Annotated in this window: 21 protein-coding genes and 1 tRNA gene; 15 read left to right on the top strand and 7 right to left on the bottom strand. The window is 50.6% G+C overall.

Going from position 1 to position 25490, the window contains the following annotated elements; all coding sequences use genetic code 11:
- Positions 1-26 precede the first annotated feature (26 nt).
- Entirely contained in the window at positions 27-2315 is a 2289-nt protein-coding gene (locus tag AB1757_02200) for a nitric-oxide reductase large subunit (GenBank protein MEW6125850.1), read from the top strand.
- A gap of 255 nt (positions 2316-2570) precedes the next feature.
- Here AB1757_02200 and AB1757_02205 read toward each other — a convergent pair whose 3' ends face one another.
- A complete protein-coding gene (locus tag AB1757_02205) occupies positions 2571-4568 on the bottom strand; it encodes a hypothetical protein (GenBank protein ID MEW6125851.1) in 1998 nt (665 codons plus the stop codon).
- A gap of 548 nt (positions 4569-5116) precedes the next feature.
- Between AB1757_02205 and AB1757_02210 the strand changes: the two genes are divergently transcribed.
- The 8 genes from AB1757_02210 to AB1757_02245 all read left to right on the top strand — a co-directional run bounded on the left by AB1757_02210 (position 5117) and on the right by AB1757_02245 (position 14840).
- Positions 5117-6766 carry a M20/M25/M40 family metallo-hydrolase gene (locus AB1757_02210; GenBank protein ID MEW6125852.1) on the top strand — a complete coding sequence of 550 codons (1650 nt, stop codon included), beginning with the start codon at positions 5117-5119 and terminating at the stop codon, positions 6764-6766.
- A gap of 123 nt (positions 6767-6889) precedes the next feature.
- Entirely contained in the window at positions 6890-7357 is a 468-nt protein-coding gene (locus AB1757_02215; GenBank protein ID MEW6125853.1) for a DinB family protein, read from the top strand.
- A gap of 167 nt (positions 7358-7524) precedes the next feature.
- The gene (gene ettA / locus AB1757_02220; GenBank protein ID MEW6125854.1) at positions 7525-9207 is read left to right on the top strand and encodes an energy-dependent translational throttle protein EttA; all 1683 of its coding nucleotides are present in this window, start codon (positions 7525-7527) and stop codon (positions 9205-9207) included.
- A gap of 58 nt (positions 9208-9265) precedes the next feature.
- Entirely contained in the window at positions 9266-9946 is a 681-nt protein-coding gene (locus tag AB1757_02225) for a DUF1287 domain-containing protein (GenBank protein ID MEW6125855.1), read from the top strand.
- A gap of 151 nt (positions 9947-10097) precedes the next feature.
- Entirely contained in the window at positions 10098-10472 is a 375-nt protein-coding gene (locus AB1757_02230; GenBank protein MEW6125856.1) for a (2Fe-2S) ferredoxin domain-containing protein, read from the top strand.
- Between the two features lie 9 nt (positions 10473-10481).
- Positions 10482-11249, top strand: a complete 768-nt coding sequence (locus AB1757_02235; GenBank protein MEW6125857.1) for a hypothetical protein — start codon at positions 10482-10484, stop codon at positions 11247-11249.
- An 84-nt stretch (positions 11250-11333) separates the two neighbouring features.
- On the top strand, positions 11334-12836 hold the full coding sequence (locus AB1757_02240; protein MEW6125858.1) for a PQQ-dependent sugar dehydrogenase: 1503 nt from the start codon (positions 11334-11336) through the stop codon (positions 12834-12836).
- A gap of 177 nt (positions 12837-13013) precedes the next feature.
- Positions 13014-14840: a PQQ-dependent sugar dehydrogenase gene (locus AB1757_02245; GenBank protein ID MEW6125859.1), complete on the top strand. Its 1827-nt coding sequence runs from the start codon at positions 13014-13016 to the stop codon at positions 14838-14840.
- A 59-nt stretch (positions 14841-14899) separates the two neighbouring features.
- Here the strand turns inward: AB1757_02245 and AB1757_02250 are convergent, their stop codons facing one another.
- The 3 genes from AB1757_02250 to lepB form a co-directional block, all read right to left on the bottom strand.
- A complete protein-coding gene (locus AB1757_02250; protein ID MEW6125860.1) occupies positions 14900-15895 on the bottom strand; it encodes a GNAT family N-acetyltransferase in 996 nt (331 codons plus the stop codon).
- Between the two features lie 230 nt (positions 15896-16125).
- Positions 16126-17280: a glutamine-hydrolyzing carbamoyl-phosphate synthase small subunit gene (carA, locus tag AB1757_02255; GenBank protein ID MEW6125861.1), complete on the bottom strand. Its 1155-nt coding sequence runs from the start codon at positions 17278-17280 to the stop codon at positions 16126-16128.
- A gap of 195 nt (positions 17281-17475) precedes the next feature.
- Positions 17476-18108 carry a signal peptidase I gene (gene lepB, locus AB1757_02260; protein ID MEW6125862.1) on the bottom strand — a complete coding sequence of 211 codons (633 nt, stop codon included), beginning with the start codon at positions 18106-18108 and terminating at the stop codon, positions 17476-17478.
- Between the two features lie 137 nt (positions 18109-18245).
- Between lepB and AB1757_02265 the strand changes: the two genes are divergently transcribed.
- Positions 18246-19109, top strand: a complete 864-nt coding sequence (locus AB1757_02265) for a lysophospholipid acyltransferase family protein (GenBank protein ID MEW6125863.1) — start codon at positions 18246-18248, stop codon at positions 19107-19109.
- Positions 19110-19214: 105 nt separating this feature from the next.
- On the opposite strand, the gene dps is transcribed toward AB1757_02265, so the two are convergent.
- The 3 genes from dps to lpxA all read right to left on the bottom strand — a co-directional run bounded on the left by dps (position 19215) and on the right by lpxA (position 21082).
- On the bottom strand, positions 19215-19697 hold the full coding sequence (dps, locus tag AB1757_02270) for a DNA starvation/stationary phase protection protein Dps (GenBank protein ID MEW6125864.1): 483 nt from the start codon (positions 19695-19697) through the stop codon (positions 19215-19217).
- 34 nt (positions 19698-19731) lie between these two features.
- Positions 19732-20187 carry a transcriptional repressor gene (locus AB1757_02275; protein ID MEW6125865.1) on the bottom strand — a complete coding sequence of 152 codons (456 nt, stop codon included), beginning with the start codon at positions 20185-20187 and terminating at the stop codon, positions 19732-19734.
- 127 nt (positions 20188-20314) lie between these two features.
- Positions 20315-21082, bottom strand: coding sequence for an acyl-ACP--UDP-N-acetylglucosamine O-acyltransferase (gene lpxA / locus AB1757_02280; protein MEW6125866.1), 768 nt, complete (start codon positions 21080-21082; stop codon positions 20315-20317).
- A gap of 513 nt (positions 21083-21595) precedes the next feature.
- On the opposite strand from lpxA, the gene AB1757_02285 reads away from it, so the two are divergent.
- The 5 genes from AB1757_02285 (at position 21596) to AB1757_02305 (ending at position 25460) form a co-directional block, all read left to right on the top strand.
- On the top strand, positions 21596-22513 hold the full coding sequence (locus AB1757_02285; GenBank protein MEW6125867.1) for a DUF3179 domain-containing (seleno)protein: 918 nt from the start codon (positions 21596-21598) through the stop codon (positions 22511-22513).
- Positions 22514-22755: 242 nt separating this feature from the next.
- On the top strand, positions 22756-23958 hold the full coding sequence (locus AB1757_02290) for a PilT/PilU family type 4a pilus ATPase (protein ID MEW6125868.1): 1203 nt from the start codon (positions 22756-22758) through the stop codon (positions 23956-23958).
- Between the two features lie 83 nt (positions 23959-24041).
- On the top strand, positions 24042-24749 hold the full coding sequence (locus tag AB1757_02295) for a hypothetical protein (protein MEW6125869.1): 708 nt from the start codon (positions 24042-24044) through the stop codon (positions 24747-24749).
- A 146-nt stretch (positions 24750-24895) separates the two neighbouring features.
- A tRNA-Arg gene (locus AB1757_02300) sits at positions 24896-24969 on the top strand.
- A gap of 26 nt (positions 24970-24995) precedes the next feature.
- Positions 24996-25460 carry a hypothetical protein gene (locus AB1757_02305; GenBank protein MEW6125870.1) on the top strand — a complete coding sequence of 155 codons (465 nt, stop codon included), beginning with the start codon at positions 24996-24998 and terminating at the stop codon, positions 25458-25460.
- Positions 25461-25490: the final 30 nt, after the last annotated feature.

Here is a 25490-nt window from a genome sequence, read left to right on the forward strand (position 1 = left end):
TATTTTAATTTATAAAGGGAGTTCATATGCAATATAAAAAGCTCTGGATAGCCTTCGCAATCGTCATCGTCATCTCCTTTGCCATCCTTGGTGGCTTCGGCTATAAGGCGATTCAGAATGCCCCGCCTATCCCGCAGCAAGTTGTCAAAGCGGATAACCGTGTCCTTTTTGAATTCAATGATATTCAAAACGGGCAAGGCGTGTGGCAATCGCTTGGCGGTCAGGAGGTCGGTTCCATCTGGGGGCATGGCGCTTATGTCGCCCCCGACTGGTCAGCCGATTACCTGCATCGCGAGTCGGTTTTTATGCTCGACAAGTGGGCAAAGCAGACCGGCGCAGAGAGTTTTGAATCTTTAAAGCCGGAAGAGCAGGCAGCGCTTCGGGCGCGGCTTGAAACCGAAATGCGCACCAATACTTATGACGGGGCGACCGGGCGCATTACCATAAGCAGCGAACGCGCCGAAGCGTTTGAAGCGTTGAATACCTACTACGCGAATATTTTTTCCCAGGGGCGTGACGAATATGCCATCCCGCGCGGCGCTTTGACCGATGCCACAAAAGCGCGGGAAATGACCGCATTTTTCTGGTGGACATCGTGGGCGGCTTCGACCAACCGCCCGGACTCAACGGTTTCCTACACCCAGAACTGGCCGCACGAACCCTTAGTCGGCAACAAAATCACCGGCTCGGCGGTGGTCTGGAGCGTGATTAGCTTCGTGCTCTTACTGGCGGGCGTCGGCGGCATGGTGTGGTATTTCGGTTCGCAGGAAAAAGAACCCGTGCATAGCGAGGTTCCGACAAAAGACCCGCTGCTTGGCTGGAAGATGTTGCCTTCGCAACGCGCCACGATGAAATATTTTTACACGGTGGCGGCGCTGATTATTGCGCAGGTCGGACTCGGCGCGATTGCTGCGCATTATGGCGTCGAAGGATCGGGGTTTTACGGCATTCCGCTCGACCAGTGGTTGCCTTATTCGGTGGCGCGCACCTGGCATACACAACTGGGACTTTTCTGGATAGCGACCTCCTGGCTTGCCACCGGGCTTTATGTTGCGCCGGCGGTCAGCGGTTATGAACCCAAAGGGCAAAAACTCCTGGTCAATCTTCTTTATGTAGCGGTGGTGTTGGTGGTCGTTGGCAGCCTCGGCGGCGAATGGCTCGGCATTAAACAATACCTGGGCAAATACTGGTTCTGGTTCGGCTCGCAAGGTTACGAATATGTTGACCTCGGACGCTTCTGGCAAATTCTGCTTTTTGTTGGACTGTTGTTCTGGCTCTTTTTAATGTGGCGGGCGCTCAAGCCTGCTTTGATGAAACGCAGCGAGAGCCGACCGCTGTTGATGCTCTTTTTAATCGCCAGCATTGCCATACCGCTTTTTTATGCGGCGGGCTTGATGTACGGGCAACGCAGCCATTTGCTGACCGCAGAATACTGGCGCTGGTGGGTGGTTCATCTGTGGGTCGAAGGTTTCTTTGAAGTTTTCGCAACCGTCGTGATTGCTTTTCTGTTCACGCGATTGAAATTGTTATCGGTGGCCACCGCGACGCGCAGCGTGCTGTTTTCGACGGTCATCTTTTTGTCGGGCGGGATTATCGGCACCTTCCATCACCTCTATTTTGCCGGGACGCCCGATTATGTGCTGGCATTGGGCGCGGTCTTCAGCGCGCTTGAAATCGTGCCGCTGGTGCTCATCGGTTTTGAAGCCTGGGAAAACATCAGATTGTCGCGCGTGAAAGCGTGGATGGCGACTTATCGTTGGCCCATTTATTTCTTTATCGCAGTAGCGTTCTGGAATTTCGTCGGCGCGGGGCTTTTCGGATTTCTCATCAACCCGCCGGTGGCGCTCTATTATATGCAGGGCTTGAATACCACGCCTGTGCATGGTCACACGGCGCTCTTTGGTGTGTATGGCATGCTGGGAATCGGACTGATGCTGTTCTGCCTGCGCGGTTTGAAATCGGCTCAGGTGTGGAAAGAATGGCCCCTCAAAGTGGCGTTTTGGACGATTAACGGCGGGCTTGCGGCAATGGTTTTATTTAGTCTCTTGCCCATCGGTTTAATGCAGACCTGGGCAGCGGTTGAAGTAGGGACATGGTATGCGCGTTCGGCGGAATTTTTACAGACCGGATTGATGAACAACTTGCGCTGGATGCGGGTGGTCGGCGATTCGCTGTTTGCCATCGGTATTGTGGCGCTTGGTTACTTCATCCTGGGTTTGGTTACGGGGCATTCGTTTACCAGACCTGAAAAAGTTACGGCAAGCGATGAGATTACCCCGGACCTATCGAAACCCAAGTTCGTTCCCGGTGATTAAAACAACTCCTTGATGTAGCAAAGCAAAAATAAAATTCCCTTTAGATTGAGGTTATTCGGCTGGCGTTTAAATCAAAAAAACGCCAGCCTTTTTTTAGTTTAATGTGACTATAAATTGTCGTCTGCGTCCTACGCTTGACCAATGCCGATTGCATTGGCATTGCCGTTTGAATTGGCAATCTGCAAATAAAAAAGCCACAGAGTCAGCGTTGCCTTGCGACTCTGTGGCTTGTGCAGTGTTTGATGTTAAGTGAAATTATTTTGCATTGACCGCGAGACTGGCTCTGCCGGACAAGCTGCTCACTACAGTGATGTTTTGCGGATTGGTTGCCCAGATGAACTTGCCTGCATATGACCCCGCGCCTTTGTTGATAAGTGACCCAATCAGTTCACCGGTAGCGGTCACATAAACATCGAGATTGGCGAATTGACTGGTGCTCGTAGCCTGCACGATGAGTTCACCTTTTGAAACCACATAATCGGCTTTTTGAATGGCGACAGTGTCTGTATCGGTCGGTTCAGGACCAAGCGCGAGCGTCGCGGTTTGGGTTGCCGGAAGCGGAATGCCATAGGTTGCCGAAATCGTCACGTTGGTAAAGGTGGTAACTACGCTGGTCTGTATCGTGAAGGTTGCAAAGGTCTGACCGGGATTCACCAATACGCTCGGCGGAACAATCGCCGCAGCATTGTTGCTCGATAGCGTAACCTGCGCGCCTTCTGCGGGGGCTGCGCCGTTCAAGGTAACCGTTCCCGTCACATTGGCGCCACCGACGATATTGTCAAAGGTGAGCGCGAGGGTTGATAAAAATAGCGGTGGTGTGACCGCCATTACTGCGGATTGCACGGTGTCACCAAAGCCCGCTTGAATGCTGACCAGATAAGTACGGGTGAATCCAGTGACACTCAAGAGACTGGTGGTCACAGGAAAACTGGCGCTGGTTTGACCTTCGGGAACGGTGACGCTCGCGGGCACGCTTATTGAAAATGGAATTGGATTGGTGCCCTGTTGCGTGATGTAATTTGCGACATTGACGGTTGCGCCGCCTGCCGGAGCTGGTTGATTGAGCGTTACCGTAGCTTGCGTTGATGCGCCGGCTCTGAGAACCACTTGACCGAGCGCCAGAGATTGCGCATAAATTTCAGCGCCTGTGCTTGGCACCCACATAATGGCGCGGGTATTTCCGCTCGTCGTAGTTGCTGTGCCGACGATGTTGCCCGCTGCATCAATGGCGTTGGCTGTCGAACTGATGTATCCAAATGGCAGAAACTGGTGCAAATCGACGGCGCTGGCTACGCTTCCAGACCAGACCATCGCGTGGTTGTTACCGGCTAAACCGGCGACTGCTTGGATGGCAAAACCAACTTGTTGTGTGCCGTTGGTGGCGTTTGCCTGTGATGCCGAAAAGCCCGCCGGGTGTAAATTCACGGCGCTGGCTGCTGTACCCGTCCAAAGCATGGCGCGGGCTGGAGAATAGGCATACCCTACCTGTTGACCACCGGCGACCCCTTTGGCTTCCGAAGTGCTGGAGTTTGGCGGATTCAAACTCACGGCGCTGGCTGCCGTACCTGTCCACACCACCGCAAACGGCCCGCTGAAAACATTGGGTCCCAAGACCTGTTGACCGTAACCAACCTGTTGCACACCGTCTGTGCCAAGTGCGCGCCCGGCGCCAAATCCTAAATCAAAAGGGGTGATGTCAACCGCGCTGGCGGCTGAGCCTGCCCACATAAAAGGGTGGATGACGGTTCGTGTGCCATCGCCGCCACCGCAAGCGCCCTTCTTTTCTACACATGCCACTCTCCAACGTCCCCAGCCGACTTGCTGATTGCCTGCAACTCCCGTAGCGATGGATTGCTCGGCGATGATGGGGTGCAAATTAATCTGGCTTTCGGGTGTGCCACTCCACAATACGGCGCGTCCGAAGGCGCTGCCAACCTGTTGCCCATCACTGGCAGCCAGAGCCGAGCCGATGCCTAAATCAATCATTTGATCGGCACTGCCTGACCAGATAACTGCGTGAGTTTCAGTCAGTGAAGGATCGCCGGGCACAGGGAAATTTGCCGTGCCAACCTGCGTCGTTCCTGAAATGCCCAAAGCCGTTGCCGCAGTTGCGCCCGCCGGCGTCAAATCAATTACCGTGTAATGTTGAAGTGGTGGTGGTGCTGCCTGCGCTGCAAAGGTGTTGAAAAGGGGATGAATGGAAAGAAAAGCTACCATGACCAATGCGATAAAAGTTGCGCCAAATCGTTTCATTTTTTCTCCTGAAGAAATTCAAATATTAAAATCGTGATTACATCCTGAATGGTCGTACAGAAAACTATTCGCCGTTTCGCGAATAGCGATTGAGCGATATAACGGTTGTGGATTTGCGCCGCGCGGGGAACCAAACGGTTTAAATCGAACCTGACCATGTGAGGAGTCGAGGAGCAGTAGAAAACAACTTGAATCAGTTCGCGCAAGCAATCACTTCACCTTTATCTGCTTGATGGTTAGCGAACCTTCAATGAATTGCTTTAATCAAGGAACTATGACTTCATACGCCTCGACAAATTTTGGGTATCTCGATTTCGTCCTTCGTTTTTCGTTACAGGCGAACAGTGTCAATCGGTTGGCGAAAAATACCTGGCTCGAAAAATTTTGACCCTGAGAAAATCCCGTTGATGAGAATGGCAGATACGAAATGGGAAAAACGCCGATTCTGATTGATGAACCTCGCGGTTTACCCATCCCTTCAATTCAACGTATAATCACCCATCGAAGCTCAGTGGATGTTCACACCTTTTTTATTCGGAGAAAATAACATGCGTAAAACCCGTGCAATCGCCTTTTTATTAATGGTGGTCATGATGCCGTTTGCGACATTGGCGCAATCCGGCGACGACCTCAATGCCCGCCTTCGCAAAGAGGGCATGGAGAATTCAAAAGTCATGCACACCATGCACTATTTCACAGATGTTTATGGCCCGCGCCTGACTGGTTCGCCCAATCACAAAGCCGCTGCCGAATGGGCAGTCAAGCAGATGAAAGAATGGGGATTTGATAATGCGCATCTCGAACCCTGGGATTTCGGTCATCCCGGCTGGTTGAATGAAAAATTATCGGCTCACGCGATTGCGCCGTTCAAAGATGCGCTGGTTTGCGAAGCCCTCGCCTGGACGCCGGGCACCAACGGCACGATCACCGCGCAAACCTATCATGTGGTTTTGCCCGAACGCCCGACGCAAGCCGAACTCACGGCTTTTTTTGAAAAAGAGAAAGCCAACGTCAAAGGCAAAATCGTTCTCGTAGGTAAAACCGCTGTGGTTCCGGTCAACATCACGCCGCCCGCCAAACGCATGAGTGATGAAGATGCCAAACGTCGCTTTGACCCGACTAATCCCAGCCCCAATCAATTCGGCAATCGTCCGCAGCAACAACCGCCCGACCCGACGAAACTCACGCCCGCGCAGGTCGCCGAACAGACCGATAAATTTTTACTCGATAATGGCGCAGTCATTCGCGTCAATGATGCGGGTCGTGAACATGGACAGATTCGCGCCTTCAATAACCGCACATTCGATGTCGCGAAAGTCGTGCCGACGGTGGTGATGCGTAATGAAGATTATGGTCGCATCACCCGCATTTTAGCGGACGGTACGCCTGTGACTTTGGAATTCAACATCGTCAATCGCCATTATCCCGAAGGCAAAACCTCTTATAACACGATTGGCGAAATTGCCGGTACGGATAAAAAAGATGAAGTGGTGATGCTTGGCGGGCATTTGGATTCGTGGCACTCGGCAACTGGCGCGACCGACAATGCAGCGGGTTGCGCGATTATGATGGAAGCGGCGCGCCTTTTGAAGGCGCTTGGCGTCAAACCGCGTCGCACGATTCGCGTGGCAATGTGGAGCGGCGAAGAACAGGGCTTGCTCGGTTCGCAGGCTTATGTGAAAGCGCATTTCGGTTCGTTTGAAAATCCCAAACCGGATTACGAAAAATTCGCAGGCTATTTCAACATCGATTCGGGAACCGGTCGCCCGCGCGGCGCTTCGGTATTTGGCCCGCCGGAAGCGGCGGCAATTTTACGCGACGCCTTGAAACCCTTTGAAGACTTTGGCGTGATGGGCGCAATTGCCTCCAAGAGTCGCGGACTTGGCGGTTCCGACCACACCTCGTTCAATCAGGCGGGGCTGCCAGGGATTGGTTTAGGTCAAGACCCGATTGAATACGGCTCGCACACCTGGCACACCAATCTCGATACTTACGAACGCATCATCGAAGACGATTTGAAAAAAGCGGCGATTATCGTTGCCGCGTCGGTTTATTATTTAGCAATGCGCGACGAAATGTTGCCGCGCTTCAAGAAAGAAGAGATGCCAGCTTTGCCGCAAACTCAACCGCCTGCGCAACCGGTTACGCCAACCCCTGTGCCTGCGGCAAAGCCCGCAACTGCGACCAAAAATCAGTAAGCAGTAGGCAGTAAGCAGTTTTGAGTTTTCAGAAACGAGCAAGCGATGAGTGAGAACTTCTCGCTTGCTCGTTTCGTTTACGACCTTACCGTACCCATTGAAAAAATCATTTGAGGAGAAATCATGAGCGAAGTCAGAAGAATCCAAGACCAGTTACGTCGGGCTTTTGAAGGTGAAGCCTGGCACGGCGATTCGATAATCCAATTACTCAAAGGCGTCACCGCCGAACAGGCTGCCGCAAAACCCATCAAGGGTGTGCATAGCATCTATGAAATCGTTTCGCACATTGCTTTCTGGGAAACCATTTCGCGTCGGCGCGTTGAAGGCGATGAAGGCAAAGTCGAAAACCTCGAAGAAGGTTGGGCATTTCCAAATGATGGCAGTGAAGCGGCGTGGCAGGCAGCGATTGAAAAACTTAAAATCAGCAACGAAGCCTTGCGCGAAACCATCGGTAAACTGAGTGATGAACAACTGAAAGAAAAAGCCGCCGGGCAAATCTATTCAATCTATTTTATGTTGCACGGTGTCATTCAACACGACCTCTATCACGCGGGACAAATCGCCGTTTTGAAAAAAGCCTTAACCGCATAGCGCTTTTAGCGTTCACCTGCCGTTCAAAGCAATAACAAAAAACTACTCAACATGGCGGTTGTGAAAATCAACCGCCAACCGCATACTGTTGGTTTAATATTTCGTGGCGGTTTCACGCCGCCTAATGAATTGCCAAAATAATAATTCGGAGGCTTGAAGAATATTCAATGAGTTCAGAACCCAATAAAATTATTTATTCAATGATTGGCGTAGGCAAATACTACGATAAAAAGCCTGTCTTAAAAGACATCTATCTCTCCTATTTTTACGGCGCGAAAATCGGCGTGATTGGACTCAACGGTTCGGGCAAAAGTTCGCTGCTTAAAATCCTTGCGGGCGTCGATAAAGAGTTCGTCGGTGAAACGGCAGTATCGCCGGGCTACACCATTGGCTATCTCGAACAGGAACCGCAACTCGACGAATCGAAAACCGTGCGCGACATCGTTGAAGAAGGCGTACAGGAAACCGTCGATTTGCTCAAAGAATACGACGACATCAATAACAAATTCGCCGAACCGATGAGCGATGATGAAATGAACGCGCTTTTGGAACGGCAAGGCGCTGTGCAGGATAAACTCGATGCCGCCAATGCCTGGGATTTGGATTCGCGTTTGGAGATGGCGATGGACGCTTTGAGATGTCCGCCGGGCGATACGTCAATCAAAGTTTTATCGGGCGGCGAACGTCGTCGCGTGGCGCTTTGTCGATTGCTGCTGAAACAGCCGGATATTTTATTGCTCGATGAACCGACCAACCATCTCGATGCCGAATCGGTCGCGTGGCTCGAACAACATTTGCAGAAATATCCCGGCACCGTCATTGCCGTCACCCACGATAGATATTTTTTGGATAATGTCGCGGGTTGGATTTTGGAACTAGACCGTGGGCAGGGCATCCCCTGGAAAGGCAATTACTCGTCGTGGCTTGAACAGAAACAGGAGCGACTCAGAAAAGAAGAAAAGGCGGAAAGCGACCGTCAAAAAACTTTGGAGCGCGAATTGGAATGGATTCGCATGGCACCCCGCGCGCGCCACGCGAAATCGAAAGCCCGCATCAATGCTTATGAAAATTTGTTGACTCAGGAATCCGAAAAACGCGGGCGCGAGTTGGAAATTTATATTCCGCCGGGTCCGCGACTCGGCAACGTCGTCATCGAAGCCGACAATGTGAGCAAAGCTTACGGCGAAAATCTGTTATTTGAAAAGATGAGTTTTCGTTTACCTCCCGGCGGCATCGTTGGTGTGATTGGCGCAAACGGCGCTGGCAAAACCACGCTTTTCAAACTCATCACCAATCAAGAACAACCCGATGGCGGCACGATTCGCATCGGCGAGACTGTGCAACTCGGCTACGTTGACCAGAGCCGCGCGCTTGATGGCAACAAAACTATCTGGGAAGAAATTTCCGGCGGACAAGACCTGATTGAACTCGGCAAACAACAGGTGAATTCGCGGGCTTATGTGGCGCGATTCAATTTTTCGGGAAGCGACCAGCAGAAAAAAGTCGGGATGCTTAGCGGCGGCGAACGCAATCGCGTGCATCTGGCGAAGATGCTCAAAGAGGGCGCAAATGTCTTGCTGCTCGATGAGCCAACCAACGATTTGGACGTTAATACCATGCGCGCTTTGGAAGAGGCTTTAGAAAATTTCGCCGGTTGCGCGGTGGTGATTTCACACGACCGCTGGTTTTTAGACCGCATCGCCACGCACATCTTAGCGTTTGAAGGCGACTCGCGCGTTGAATGGTTCGACGGCAATTATTCGGAATACGAAGCCGATAAAAAAATGCGCCTCGGGGAAGCCGCAGACCAACCGCACCGCATCAAATATCGGCAACTGACCAGGGACTGACGCATGAAGAGGTGAAGAGGTGAAACAAATCCCTTCTTCCCGGTTGGAGGTACGGTTGATGAATTTGAAAAAAAGTTTTTCGCAAAAATTTTTTAAACCGATGGTTAGTGCTTTAGTTGTTTTCAGTTTCATTTCCGGACTGGCTTGTCGCCAGAGTTCGGCGCGGGTTAATGGCAACACGGTTGCAATTGGTGGCGAACAGCAGAATGTTGCGGTTGTTGAATTGCCCATCGTCAAGCAAGTGATTGATGCGGCGATTGACCAGGTGAATTATACGAAATCTTACGACCCGGCTTATGTTCGCATCCCTTATCCGAATGGCGATGTGCCGATGGAAACCGGCGTCTGTTCGGATGTCGTGGTGCGAGCTTTTCGCAAGGTCGGGATTGATTTGCAAAAAGAAGTTCACCTAGACATGGCGAAAAATTTTTCGACCTATCCGAACAAGTGGGGACTCCGGCGTCCCGACACCAACATCGATCATCGCCGTGTTCCCAACCTGATGACCTATCTCAAACGCAAAGGCAAAGCGGTGGCGATGACCACCAACCCGCAAGACTATAAACCCGGCGATATTGTCGCCTGGGATTTGGGCGGCGGCATTACCCACATTGGACTCGTAACCAACCTGCGCGGCGAAGCGGGACGCTTTAAAATTGTTCACAACATCGGTTGGGGAACCAAAGTCGAAGACCGTTTGTTTGAATGGAAAATCATCGGACACTACAGATACTTTTAGGATATTCACCACAGAGACACCGAGACACAGAGAAAAACGATGAGGAGATGAAAAGATAGAGAAGATGGTTATACTACCTCTTCATCTTTTCATCTCCTCATCGTTTTTCTCTGTGTCTCGGTGTCTCTGTGGTTTATTATCTTTACCGTCTATGAGTGAAAAATTAGAGAAAATCGTCGAAAAATTACAGCTTGATAAAATCGAGCGGCATATCTTTTTATGTTGCGATCAGACGAAACCGAAATGTTGTGACCGGGAAACAAGCCTCCAGTCGTGGGATTATTTGAAAGCGCGTTTGAAAGAATTAAATCTCACGGGTGAAGGCGGGGTGTTTCGCACCAAAGCGAATTGTTTACAGGTTTGCGAAAAGGGGCCGATTGCCGTTGTTTACCCGGAAGGCGCCTGGTATCACTCCTGCGATACCGGCGCGCTGGAGCGCATCATTCAAGAGCATTTAATCGGCGGCAGAATGGTTGAAGAAAATTTGATTCTCACGCGCCCCTTGCCCGCCAGCGCAAAGGAATAGGTGAAAAGCATGAAACGGATTTTGGGATTTGTTTTGTTGTTATTGGTTGGCGTTTTCAATGCCGCCTGTTTTTCGATTGAGAAAGAAATTTTTTTGAATGCCGACGGCAGCGGGGAATTGGTTTTGCACATTTCCATGCCCGATATGCCGGATGACGTGAAATCGACTCCGGTCGGTGATAAAGACCCCGCCGCAGAGATTGAAAAATTCAAACGCGACATCATGACCAAACTGCCGCCTACGGTAAAACTCAAAGAAGCCAAGCAGGTCAAACAAAACGGCGTACTCGGTTTTTATGCGGTGTTGGAGTTCAAGCAATTGCGCGACACCGAAAAAATTCTCACCAGTTTCGGCGAAAGCGGTATTGAAGATTTCGCGAGCGGGCAATCCGAGTGGACTGTACAGTTTGATAAACAGGCTGACCATTCAAGCTATACCGAGCGGTTTTTCATCAATGTCGATGAGTCGAAAAAGACGACGCCACCGCCTGCAAAAAATTCTACATCGAGCGGCAAACCTTCGACGACCGGCAAACGCGCGACGCAAAAGCCCGCAACAGCGGACCCCAATATCTTTGGCGATTCCAAAGAATTTGAACAGAAAATGCAGATGCTGGCACTGGCGCTGGTGAAGATGCGTTTCGTTTTGCACGCGCCCTCGCCCATCAAAGCGACCAATGCCGATATTCTGTTGAAAGATAGAATTGCCGTGTGGAATTGTTCATTGCTAAACTTTGCAAAGGATAAAAAGCCGATTGAAATGAAGGCGACGTTTTAAAAATAACCAGGCTCTCCCAACCAACTCTCCTCACTTGCAGCACCGGCTGCCGCAATAAATTGATGTTTCATCAAACGAGGCTGTATGAAAAAAGTCGTTTTGTTTTCGTGCCTGATATTGATGGTGAGCTTGATGAATCCGCTTGCCGATGCAAATAAAATCAACGCGCAAGCGGTTGCGCCCGCTGCCACGCAGATTGAATTGGAACCTGTGGTCGGCGGATTGTCGCGCACGGTTTACATAACCCATTCGCGCGACGGCAGCAATCGTTTGTTTATTCTCGAACAGGCGGGGCGCATATTGGTTTTGCAACCGGGGGCTTCGACGCCAACCGTCTTTCTGAATATTTCTGCCAAAGTGCTTTCAACAGGGAATGAACAGGGGTTACTCGGACTGGCGTTTCATCCGGCTTATTCGCTCAATCGACGATTCTTCGTGAACTACACGCGACAAACCGACGGCGCAACCGTGATTGCCGAATATCAAGCGTCTGCCGCCGACGCGAATGTCGCCGACCTCACGGAAAAAGTTATTCTTACGGTTGCGCAACCTGCCGCCAATCACAATGGCGGGATGATTGAATTTGGACCCGACGGTTATCTCTATATTGCGATGGGCGATGGCGGGTCGGCTAATGACCCGAACAATCGCGCGCAAAGCATCGATGATTTACTCGGCAAAATTCTTCGCATAGACATTGACCAGCGCACCTTGCAAACCGAATACGCCTCGCCCGGCGATAATCCGTTTTTTGGCGCATTGCCGGGACGCGATGAAATCTGGGCTTATGGATTGCGCAACCCCTGGCGATTTTCTTTCGACAGGTTGACCGGTCAGTTGTATGCCGGGGATGTCGGGCAAGGCGCGATTGAAGAAGTGGACATCATTGCCAAAAACGGCAATTACGGCTGGCGGGTTTTTGAAGGCACACGTTGCACAGGACTTGGTCCCGCTTCGTGTATGACAAGCGGATTCATCCCGCCGATTTTTGAATACACGCACACCGGTGGGCGCTGTTCGGTGACCGGCGGTTATGTCTATCGCGGCATGCAATCAACGTTGCCACTGGGTTCCTATGTTTATGCAGATTTTTGTTCGGGCGAAATATTTCAGTGGGTGAACAACCAGCAGGAATTATTGCTGGATACCGGTTTGTTGATTTCATCGTTTGGCGAAGATGAAGCCGGAGAGATTTATGTGGTCGCGCTGAGCGGCGCGATTTATCGCATCAAGGGAACCGTTCAGCCGCCGCCGACCACCGAATTTACCATCACCCAGGCATTGGTGAGAAAACGCGGCGGCGGGAAAATCATTCAGCCCATCACGGTAAGAGCAAACGGCAAAAAATTTGAAGCCGTGGTTTTTGAAAATTCGGCATTTCCGATTGAAGCGTCGGTCGGCGCATCCATATTGGTTAATGGGGTTCAGTTGAATACCGAATACACTACATCGGACGCCGGTACGCCGATATTTGTCGGACGCCTAAGACGCGATATGCTGGCTGCGCCCGGCATTTTGAATATTGAGGTTGTAAGAGCCAACGGCACGCGCTCGAATCAACTCAAACTGGATGTGATAAATGAGTAGCGGTTTTTATTCGCGATATAGCCCCGCCAACCTCATGGCGTAAACCGCATGATGGATTTATTGGCAGTCGCAAATTTTTGCGCCGAATTCACATTGTCAGTTGTGAAGTTCGGAATTTACAATCAGTAATTCTTATTTCACCGTGGCAGGCATGAAATTGCAATCAGGAGTATATCGTTGTTTAAGTCCAAATTAATTATTACCGCACTAATTCTCGCTTTTTTTACCATTGCATCAATAACTTCAACTGTGCAAAGTCAGGTTGAACCGCGACCGGTTACAGTTGCCGGTGGCTTTGATTTTAATATTTTTGCCGACACAACCAATGTGCCTGAATTTGCTTTAGACCTGGGTACAGGACCTGTGACAATGGCTTTTGATGCACGTGGACGGCTATTTGTCTCTACATTATCAGGCAAAATTCTCTTGCTGCTTGATACCGACGACAACGGCAAAGTAGATCAGGTCAAAACCTTTGCCACAGGCATTTCATCGCCGCTCGGTCTGCTCTTTGGTCCCGATGGCGAGCTTTATGTCACTAGTAATATTTTGGGCGGTGACGGTCGTATTCTAAGGCTACGCGATACCAATGGCGATGATGTCGCGGATGAACAGACTATCATTTTAAGCGGGCTGCCAAGCAATGGCGACCATCAAACCAATCGTATGCGGTTTGGCGCAGACGGCTTGCTCTATTTCGGACAAGGGTCAGCCACCGATGCGGGAACCCCGAAACCGGGTTTTCCCGAAGAAGCGCCGCTCAATGGCACCATCTTGCGGTTCGATATTAAAGCGGCTAATCCGACGCCGGAGGTTTTCGCTACGGGACATCGCAATCCCTTCGGCATGGCTTTTCATCCGGTAAATGGCGAACTGTTCACCACCGATGCGGGTTCCGGTGAACTTTGTCAGTCCAATTGTACGGGCGAGGATACCTCGCCACCCGAAGAAATCAATTGGGTTGTGCAGGGCGGCAATTATGGTTTTCCGCTTTGCGAAGGGGTGCCCGACGCAAGAGCCGGTTGTGCGGGAGTGCGCGCGCCGATTCAACTATTCAACCGGCACAGCACCCCGACGGCGCTGGCTTTTTACACGGGTCAGCAGGCGGGCGATTACGCCAACCAGTTGCTCGTTACCTTATACAAACGTCTAGGCCCCGGACAGGGTGGTGATTTGCGCCGTTTGAAACTTGAAGGCGATAAAACCACAGGATTTCGCGTCATTGAAAATGAAATGGTCGCCGAATTCGGTATCATTGATCCAGGTGACGGGCCTTTGGATACTGTTATAGACCCGATAAGCGGCGATATTTATGTCGCCAGATTTGATTTTGTCCCTCACCGCAATCGCAATGAACATCATCACATCATCTATCGCATACATAAACTCGGCAGTGATGAATTGCCGTTTATCGGTGCGCCGAAAGGTTTAACGGCAAAGATTCCGGCACAGGGCGCGGCAAGCGTCCCGATTAATCTCGTCGGTCGCCATTTGAAATTGGGTGCGGTCATATTGGTTGATGGCGCGGCGGTCGCCACCGAGCAAAACGGGCTTTTCGATTTGAGTGCAACCGTCAATATTCCTGCGTCGGCAACTTCGGGCACACCAATCAATTTGCAGGTCAGAAATCCTGACGGCAGTTTATCGAATGTGCTGGTACTTAAAGTCGCGCGCGATGGGGTGATTGAACCGCCGCCGCCCGCGTCGCCGCACATTGAATCGTTTTTTGCCTATTTCAAAAAACCTGCGAATGTGCAAAACCCTGTACTGGTGGGCACCAAAGCGAAAAAATTATGGATGGTGGTTCGCGGCACCAACTTCGCAACCGGCGCAAAACTCCTGGTCAACAACATCGAACTTGAACTCGGCAGCGCCAGCGCCACCGAACTTGTCGGCAAATTCGCCAAGCCGCTGGTTGCCGCGCCCGGTCAGTTGAGTATTCAAGTTCGCAATCCCGATGGTCGAACCTCGAACATCGTCACCATGAATGTTGTCGCGCCTTAAATTTTTATAATGTGGTTGGCGATGTAAACCAAACAAAATTGCCAACCACATTTTGCGAGCTATCTGTCGAGATAAAAAACCGGAAAGCTGTGGACGGTTTGAAAGCCGCAGGACTCGTAGAGGTGCAAAGCGTTTTTATTGACAGCCGTCACGGCAAGCGACACCGTCTTGAAATTGAGAACCGCAAATTCTTTGAGCGCCGATTCAATCATGCGTCTGCCGATGCGCAAGCCTTGATATTCGGGACGCACGGAAATTTGACTGATGTGTCCGCGCCCGTCGGCAATTCTTGAAGCCGTCAGCAGTCCCAGAATTTTATTGCTCTTCTGGTCAATCGCGACCCGCGCAATGTGCGGCAGAAAATCGCCGCACCAGACGTGCTGAGTTAAGACCGCCAGCAAATCCGCGCAACCTTCCTCGGTGCAGTATTGATTGTTGATTCGACTGTCAACCGTGTCTTTGTAAGAACTTTGAATTACTTTAACAGAGGCGTTGAAATCTTCATCGCGCCACGCTCGTATGAAAATATCGGGCGCAGGATGCACAACTGAAGGGTTGGAATCGGCGCGAAACATTTTAAGCGGTTGATAATTGTCGAGCGCAATTGACATGTAATTTCTATCAAGCCGGGTGAAACCATAACCGGTTAAAAAGTCATGCGACGCTTGATTTTCAATGCTCAAACTCTGGCTTTCGATGCGACGGATACGCGGAAATTTTTCAAGGTAAGTGAGCACCGCTTCGGCTAAACGTTTATCAACGCCCAGCCCACGCCATTCTCTGGTAATAAAAATTTCGCCAATCGAACAGCGATTGCTTTCAATAACGTAGTAGATAAAGCCGATTGCGGCGTTGCCCGACATCGCAACATAACCCGATAAATCCCTGTCGCGCACCACCTGACGAATCAACTGACTGGCGTTGGTATAATTCCAGCCCAGCAAATCGAACCATTCCTGACACTGTTCATCAAAGAGCAGGTCAAGTTGAGCGAAATCGGCATCGACAAGCGGGATGAGTTGAATCTCTGAAGTTGTCAGCGGGGCGGTTGCCATATCAAAAGTAAAAAGGCAAAAGGCAAAAGGCAAAAGTACAGTGGAAACTAAATTTCTTGAGGTTCAGAGTTACGCCTTCAGGCGTGATGCACGGCAACTCACGCATAAATGCGTAACTCTGAACGCTAAAGGAATATCAACTAACTTAGTTTCCACTGTACTTAGTTTCCAATGTAAAAAGTAAAAAGTGATGAATAATTTTTACTTTTTACTTTTTACTTTTACCTTCTTCAGACCGCGCGGCTCGTGCTCTTTTCGCTTTCCATCATGGTGATGAACCGCTTGAATAAATACGAAGCGTCGTGCGGACCCGGCGCGGCTTCCGGGTGATACTGTACGCTGAATGCCGGATAATTTTTATGCCGCAAACCTTCGACTGTATGGTCATTCAAATTGATATGGGTAACTTCCGCGTCTTGCGGCAATGAATCCGCATCCACCGCAAAACCGTGATTCTGCGCGGTGATTTCGACGCGACCCGTGGTTAAATCTTTCACCGGTTGATTGCCACCGTGATGACCAAAAGGCAATTTATAGGTTTTGCCGCCAAACGCCAATCCCATCAATTGATGACCGAGACAGATGCCGAAAATCGGCAATCGCCCCAAAAGCTTTTGTAAATTCTTAATCACATTGGTGAGCGGTTCAGGGTCGCCGGGACCGTTCGATAACCAGAGTCCATCGGGTTTGAGCGCCAAAACGTCTTCGGCTGAGGTGTGCGCGGGGACCACGGTAACGCGACAACCGAGCGCGGCAAGCGAACGCAGGCTGTTATATTTCAACCCGAAATCAAACGCCACCACCTGAAAGCGCGGTTCAATAATATCCAGGTTCGGAGCGTGAATCAGTTTCGGTGAACCATAAACTTGCGGTTGGCAATCTGTCCATTCAAAAGGCGCTTCGCAGGTCACCACCGATGCCAGATCAAGACCGACCATTTCCGGTGCCGTGCGCGCTTTGGCGATGACGGCTTCTTCGTTTGTTGCGATGGTTGACAGGCAGCCGCGCATCGAACCGCGTTCGCGGATGTGCCGAACCAATGAGCGCGTGTCGATGTCGGAAATGCCCGGAATATTTTGACGGCGCAGATATTCATCGAGCGACACTTCGGCGCGCCAGTTCGACACCGTGCGCGAGAGTTCGCGAACAATCAAGCCTTCGGCAAAAATTTTGCGCGATTCGATGTCTGCTTCATTGATGCCGTAATTACCGATCAGCGGATAGGTCATGGTGACCATCTGTCCGCAATAGGAAGGGTCTGTAAGAATTTCCTGATAGCCGGTGATAGAGGTATTGAATACCACTTCACCGACGGTTTCGGTTGGCGCACCAAATCCGCGTCCGCGCCAGATGCGCCCGTCTTCCAGGGCTAAAATTGCTTGCATAATTGCTAGGTTACAGGCGAGAGGCGCAGTCGTGCAAGTAGGGAAGAGTAGGCAGTAGGCAGTAGGCGGTAGGCAGTTCACACATTTTTCTTTGTGATGTTCCCGGAATATTTATTTGCAGAAGGCATCAGGCTGGCATGGTTCTCAGCCATTCCTAAATAACTGCCTACCGCCTACTGCCTACTACCTACTTTTTTAATCAAGGGTTCCGGCGCGACCGAGCGGCCAGTAGCGAAACAACGCTTTGCCGTAAATATATTTTTCGGGAACCAACCCCCATTGGCGGCTGTCATTTGAAGCGTCGCGATTATCGCCCATCACGAAATAGTAATGCGGTTTGACGTAGGTTTCAGGAATGATGCGCGGGTGGGTGTTGTGGTCAGGCGAAAGATAGGGTTCATCTAGCGGACGATTGTCAATGAATAACTGCCCGCGTTGATCCATGCGAATGGTTTCGCCCGGTAGTCCGATAACCCGTTTGATAAACGATTGCGAAGGATTTTCGGGATACCAGAAGACGATAATTTCGCCGCGCTCAATCGGTTTGCTGTCTTCTTTCCAGGCTTGAATGAGGAAGGGAACTTTGTTGACGAAGATGCGCTCTTCGGATTCCAGGCGCGGTAACATCGAAGTGCCTTCGACCTTGACGGGCTGGACAATAAACACCACGATGAGAATCGCCATTAACGCTGCAAAGATAATATCGCGGGCGATGGATTTAACTTCCGCCCAGATGCTTGCGCCCATCGACAGTTCTTCTTCGGGCAGCGTCACTTCAATATCCGGGTCATCTTTTATATCTATGCCGGGGAATTCGTTAAAATTCATAAAACTCAAAAACGCCTTGCGACTGAAAAAGTTCAAAGAAGCTCGAAAACAGGGTACGTTCGCTAGCGGGCTTTGTCAATGCAGCGGGCTACCGGCGTTTGACTTACAAGCGAGCAATGAATAGCTTTTATGAGCAGATGAAAAACACAGAAATGGCTGAGGTGAAAAATAAGCGTTCCAGCGTTGATGAAAAAAACGGTAATGCCGATGCCACTACGGTTGCGCCTGAAAGCGTCAGGGCAAATTCTTCACCCCGCCGTCGTCGCGCCAGAGATAAATTTTCCTCAACCAACGAGGTCGAATTTCATCGCCGGTTATATGCTTTTGCCGATTTATCAAAATACAGTTGGCGCGCGCGTTTAAACATTTACCTTGCCGATTGGTTCTTTTATCTATTGATTCGACTGCTTTGCCCGACGCTGCGCTGGGAAACGCGCGGCATGGAACACCTCAAGGCAATTTATGCGAGCGGTCATCGGGCGATTTTTACCTTCTGGCATAGCTGTATATTTAGCGGCACGTGGTTCTGGCGCAATCGCAAAATTGTGGTGATGTCGAGCACCAGCAAAGACGGCGAATTCACTTCACGGTTGATTAAACGAGTTGGCTACGGGTCCTCAAGAGGTTCAGCGACGCGCGGAGCCGGGCGGTCGCTTGCGGAAATGTCTGAATGCCTGGCACGCGGTATCGATGTCGCCTTTCCGATTGATGGACCCAAAGGTCCTGCTTATGTAGCCAAACCCGGCGCGGTCACTTTGGCGCGACACACCGGCGCGGCAATATTTCTTTTTCATCATGTGGTGAAAGATTATTGGGAATTGCCAAGCTGGGATCGTTTGCAAATTCCTAAACCGTTTACGCGAGCCATCACTTTAATTGCCGAACCGATTTATGTATCGCGCCAGGCAAGCGTTGAAGAAGTCGAAGCCAAACAACGCGCCGTGCAAGCGACGCTTGATGAATTACGCCTTCAAGGCGAAAGCTGGCGAAATGGGCGTTGAACATTCCTGAGAAAATAAAAACGCTACAAAGGTGCAAGGCGTTTCTTTCGTCACTCACCCTCTGTAGCGTCTGGAGATGATGGTTCAATCGTTAGGTTGCAAGCATTACTCTTGCAGATGGGCTTCGAGAAACCACAGCGATTTATCCAATCCACGCGACACTTCGGTAAATAAATCCGCGGTATCGGCATCGCCCAACTCGGTTGAACGGTCAATTGCCGCTCTTGTGGTTGCGGCGAGATTTGCATAGCGTTCAACCAGTGCGGCGACGCTTTCCAAACTGCCAATGACCTCCGGGTATTCCGTCAAGCGCGACGCGCCCGCAGCCATTCTCGCGGTGCCCAGCGCTGTTCCGCCGAGCGCCGTGACCCGCTCGGCAATCGTATCGACATAACCGGTCAATTCGGTCGCCAGTTTATCGAATAATTCATGAAGTTGAAAAAAATCCCTGCCCTTGACGTTCCAATGGGCTTGTTTGGTTTGACTGTAAAGGTCGAAAGTATCTGCCAGTTGTTGATTCAATAACCCAACCAGTTGCTCACGATTTTCCAACGGAAGATCAATACTCGTTCGATACATAACACTCATTTTGAAACCTCCCTTATGCAATGCTCTATATTCCTTACTGCCGGCAATCGCGGCAAAAGCCGACGATTTCCAGCCGGTAATCGGTTACTTGAAAGCCGCGTTGCGGGCGCATCCGATCAAGCATATCGCTCACTTGGGTTGGCTCAACGTCCCACATTCGCCCGCACCGCAAACACCGCAGATGGTAATGATGATCGGTGCGTTTATCGTAACGCGACGACCCGTCGCCATACGTCCATTTCGCTGCTGCGCCCGATTCGACAAGCGCTTCAAGGTTCTTGTAAACCGTCGCCAGAGAGATTTTCGGCAGTTTCGCCTTGACCGCCAGGAATACCTCTTCGGCGGTCGGATGATGGGCAACCTGTTGCAGATAATCGAACACAATCGCCCGCTGTTCGGTAAACTGATAACCCTTGGCGCTCAGGGTCGAACGCAACTGCTGTCTGGCGCGCTCCGTTTCGGATGACTTTCCTCTGGCTCTTGTTGACACCTGTTTGACTCCTTCAAGCAACGATTGCATTGTAGCATTCGGTGAAAACAAAATCAATAATTATTATTATTTTTATTTTATAGAAATCGCTGATGAGAAGCGGTCGGTCGGATTGGCGAGGTGGCAGCTATTCGTGGCAGAAGCCGCGTTGGGCAGCGCGGGCGAAATCCGCCAGATGGCGCACCAGGGGGTGGTCTTGCGCGGCGAGTTCGGCGAGCGCGTCTTCAAGCGATAGACCGGCGCGCAACAGTGTGCGATAGGCGCGTTTGAGTTCATGCAGGTCGCTTGCCGCAAAGCCTGCGCGCCGAAGCCCTACGACGTTTAAGCCGCTGGCGCGTCCGGGTACGCCATCTGTAATGACAAACGGTAGACAGTCCTGAACGATTTTTGAGTTGCCACCAAGCATCGCCAGCCTGCCGATGCGAGAGAACTGATGAATGACCACGCCGCCGGAAATAAATACCTGGTCTTCGATGGTGATGTGACCGGCGAGCGCAACGTTATTGGCGATGATGACGCGACTGCCCAACTGGCAATCGTGTGCCACATGCGCATAAGCCATAATAAAGCAATCCGAGCCAACGACGGTTGCCGCCCCGGCTTTTGAAGCGCGATGCATGGTAACGCCTTCGCGTATGCGATTGCAGTCGCCCACTTTCAGGAAACTTTCGCAATCCGTGAAACGCAAATCCTGCGGTTCGCCGCCTAAAATTGCGCCTTCATAAATGACATTGCCAGTGCCGAGTTGGGTGAATCGTTTAATCACCGCGTGGGCGCGAATTTCCGTATCCTCACCGATTTCTGTGTCGGATTCGATGATCGCATAAGCGCCAACGCGAACATTGTTTCCCAGTTTGGCGTCAGGGTTGATGATGGCTGTCGGATGGATATTCATAAATTTCAGATTCAAGAATATGACAATCAAGCGTAGAAAAATCAACGCGCGGTAAGCGACAAACTTTATCGGCTTTGTTACACTCTAAGCGAATCGCACAGCGAACCTGAGCCGCAATAAGAAATTCCACGAATCGAGTTTTCACTCAATAATTTTTGAAAGTCATCAGGAGAGCTATAAATGATGCAAAACGCTGCGAATGAAAAGAGCCGCTCAAAGAAATGGGGCTGGCTGGTCGTGATGTTGATTGCCCTTTCTGCTCTGGCGATAGTGGTGATTCCGGCGCTGATCATCCAACCCTTCAAAGGGCAGACCGCGCGCGGAGTGGAAATTTCTTACCTGCTTAAACGCTGGTCGCCAATTGTCACTTTGATTGCGGCAGCAAGTGTGCTGGCGTTTGCCGTCTGGCTCTGGCGCGCATCGCGGCGCTGGTGGAGCAAAGCGCTGTTAATTTTTCCGGTGTTTCTGGTTTTACTTGCCGCCTGGTTTGCCCGGCAGAACCATTTTGAATGGATGTTCAATCCCATCCGCGAGGTCGCTTACACCGGGGCGAACGCCGCAGATTTCATCGAAGAGAGCGACAAAGTTTTAGCGGTTGAAGTAAACCACGATGCCGTCGCGTTTCCGGTTCGCCAACTGGCATATCATCATGTAGTCAACGCCGTGGTCGGCGATACGCCGCTGGTAGCCACTTACTGAACGCTCTGCCACACCGGTCTGGTGTGGGAAGCGCAAATCGATAATCGCCGGCTGACCTTTCGGCTTTCCGGCATCAATAATCAGAACTTCATCATGCGTGATGAAGAGACCGGCAGTTGGTGGCAACAGGTCACTGGCGAAGCGATTCAGGGACCGCTCAAAGGTCGTCGCCTGGCGCAGGTCTTTCATGATGAAATCTCTTTTTCGACCTGGAAAACTGAAAAGCCCGAGGGCAAAGTTTTAGCGCCTGATTCGAGCAACGTGAAACGTTATGCCGGTAAAGATTGGGAAGCGCAGATTGACAAAATGCCTGTGACCACGGCTGCAAAACTTGATGACACTTTAGCGCCGCGTGCGCTCATCATCGGCATTGAAGTAAACGGTGAGGCGCGCGCCTATCCGCTCGACCAGTTGCAAAAACAACCGGTGGTACTCGATACGCTGGGCAACACGCCTTTAATGATGGTTTTGGACGCAGATAAAAAATCGGCGCGCGCCTTTGAACGAGCGATTGCAGGGCGGACGCTGGAATTTTTTGCCAAGACGGATACGCGGCTTGTGCGATTGATTGATGCGGAAACCGCCAGCGAATGGGATTTTTCCGGCAAATGCGTGAGCGGCGCGATGCTCGGCAAACAACTCAAAAAGATTTATGCGCTGAGCGATTACTGGTTCGACTGGCAAACTTATCATCCGAATACCTCTATCTATTCAGCCGATGGGTTGAAGTGATAACTCGTTTCACCTTGAACTAGCCTTGCGAGGCGGACGCATTAACTTTATCGAAAGCCTTGAATCTTCTGCCTTAATCACTCCATCGGCGGAAAATACTGTTGCCCTTTGTTTGGCGGTGGCTTATTCTCAAGAAGCCTGTAACCGGGTTTACGTCAAAAACTCCTGCCCCTTAGTCTTGGCACGAATCCCCTGCCAAGCGATTTTCTTGCAGCCGTCCCCGCGCTCATCAGGAGATAGGAATGAGTTATTTCGACCTTCCGCCGATTCTGGACAAAATGTTAGCTGTGGCGGATAACATCTCGGATTTAAACTTCTCTACAGGGCGTCCGCCCCAGGTTGAAGTCAACGGTAAACTGGTCACGGTTGACATCAAAGGACTCAGAAGCCTTTCACCTTACCAGACCGAAATCATTGCCATGGCATTGATGGAAGGCAACTTTGAAGCGGCGCGGCGCTTGCACCAGACCGGCTCGGCTGACCTCAGCTACGCGATTCCTTCAAAAGTCCGTTTTCGCGTCAATATTTTCAAACAACGCGGCTATATCTCAATCGTCATGCGGGTCATTCCAACCAATGTCCCGACCATTGAAAGTCTGGAACTCCCAACCCAGCTTGGCGAAATCTCGCATATTAAAAACGGCATCGTGTTGCTGACCGGTCCTACGGGTTCAGGTAAATCTTCGACACTTGCGGCAATCATCGACAAAATCAATAACGAATACAGCTATCATATCGTCACCATCGAAGACCCGATAGAGTTTCTGCACACCCATAAAAAATCGACCATCAATCAACGCGAACTCGGAACCGACACGCCGGCATTTGCTTTGGGCTTGCGCGCGGCTTTGCGGCAAGCGCCCAAAGTTATTCTGGTCGGTGAAATGCGCGATATGGAAACTACGGAAATTGCCCTTGAGGCTTCAGAAACCGGACATCTGGTGTTATCGACATTGCATACGACAGACGCATCGAAAACCGTCAACCGCATCATCGGGATTTATCCGAAATCCGAAGAACACGTGATTCGCACACGGTTGTCGCAGGCTTTCCGCTACATCATTTCGCAACGCCTGTTGCCGCGCGCCGATGGGATGGGACGCATTGCCGCGGTTGAAATTTTGAAATCGACACCGCGTACCCGCGAATATATTGAACAGGGTGAATCGCAGGGCAAATCTCTGCTTGATGCGATGGAAGACGGCGAGATTGATGGCATGCAGCATTTCGACAAAGTCATCGAACGCATGATTCGCAGCGGAACCCTTACCCAGGAAGTCGGCATTGCTTTTGCCACCAATCCGTCAAATCTCTTATTGAGACTTTCGGGACTCGGAACATCCGAAGACATGAAAGGCGTGCGCGATGATGCGGCTTATCGTCCGACGAAAGAGATTGATTCGTTGATCCGAACCCGTATGGCAGGAACGCTGCATCGAAATTGATTGACCGTCATCGGTCAGTAGTCATTGACTGGTTTGGCTTTTTTCATACAACCAATGACCAATGACAAAATGGAGTTGAAAAAATGATAGCCAATTGTCCGAATTGCGCCATGAGTTTGAGTTTTGAAGATGACCGGTTGCCGACCGAACCGTTCAATGTGATGTGTCCGCGCTGTCGTCAATCGGTGACTATCATGCCGCCGCCCAAAGAAGAGCCAAAACTTCCCGGCACGGCGCAAAAAATGGAAGCCGTCGCTACTGGAACTCACACCATCAAATCCGCCGACCCATTACAAACGCTTGCCGAATTGCTGGTGGCGAATTTAAAACAGAAGGAGACGACTGCTGATGTCAACCCGCTCACCCGTCGCCGCATTCTGGTTTGCGTCGATGATGCGCAATTGCGCGAAAAACTGCGCGCCGCGCTCGACCCGAAATACTACCAACTCTTTTCATCCAACACCGCGCCCGAAGCCATTGAAGCCTTTCTCGAATCGCGCATTGAAATCATTATTCTCGGCCCAAGCTTTGACGCGCCCAATCAAGGCAGCGCCGCCGTCATGCAGTATGTCAATAACCTGACGCCGCAGGTGCGCCGCCGCACCTATGTCATTTTGCTGTCATCGCAACTGCGCACTATGGATACCTATTTAGCTTTTGCGAATGGGGTGAATTTAACTTTACACCCCGATGACATCAGCTCTGCGCAAGCGGTCTTTGAACGCAGTCTGCGCGATTTCAATGAACTCTATCGCCCGTACAACACCGCTGCCGGTGCCAATCCTTTTTAAAGGTAGAAGGCAAAAGTAAAAAGGCAAAAATGTTTTCGCCGTTACTTGCTCGATAAATTGCAACTCAGCATAACGAAATTGATTTTGCCTTTTAAACCTGTTTGACCGCGCGCCAATTTCCCGATAAGCTAAGACCAATTCAATACGCGCCCGTAGCTCAGCTGGATAGAGCGTCAGACTTCGGATCTGAAAGTCGGGAGTTCAAATCTCTCCGGGCGCGCTTTTGCAAACCACTGAATCAAAAATATGAAGCGATGTAGTACTTGCAAAATTGAAAAGTCACTTGATGAGTTTGGTTGGAAAAATAAGGGTAAAACCAAGCGACGTTCTGTTTGTCGAGAATGCATGAGGATTTTTATTAAAAATCACTACTACAAAAATATTTCTTACTACATAGAAAAAGCGAAACGGCAAACTCAAGCAACCCGAAAGAAAAACTACGAAAAACTGCTGGCATATTTATTATCACCCCCTTGCGTAGATTGTGGTGAAACCGACCCTATCGTTTTGGAATTTGACCATCTTCAAAAAGAAAGTAAGCTATCGGAAGTCTCCCGGCTCATAAGTGACCTTAGACCTTGGCGAATTATTGAAGTAGAGATTAATAAGCGCGAAGTTCGTTGTGCGAATTGTCATCGAAGAAAAACTGCCATAGAGCAAAATTGGAACCTTTACCGGCTAACCCGCAAAATACCTATATTTTCTGAATAACCTTCTTTTAGGATATATCTGGGTCAGCCA

This window comes from Acidobacteriota bacterium, assembly GCA_040754075.1.
In the GTDB taxonomy this organism is placed as follows: domain Bacteria; phylum Acidobacteriota; class Blastocatellia; order UBA7656; family UBA7656; genus JBFMDH01.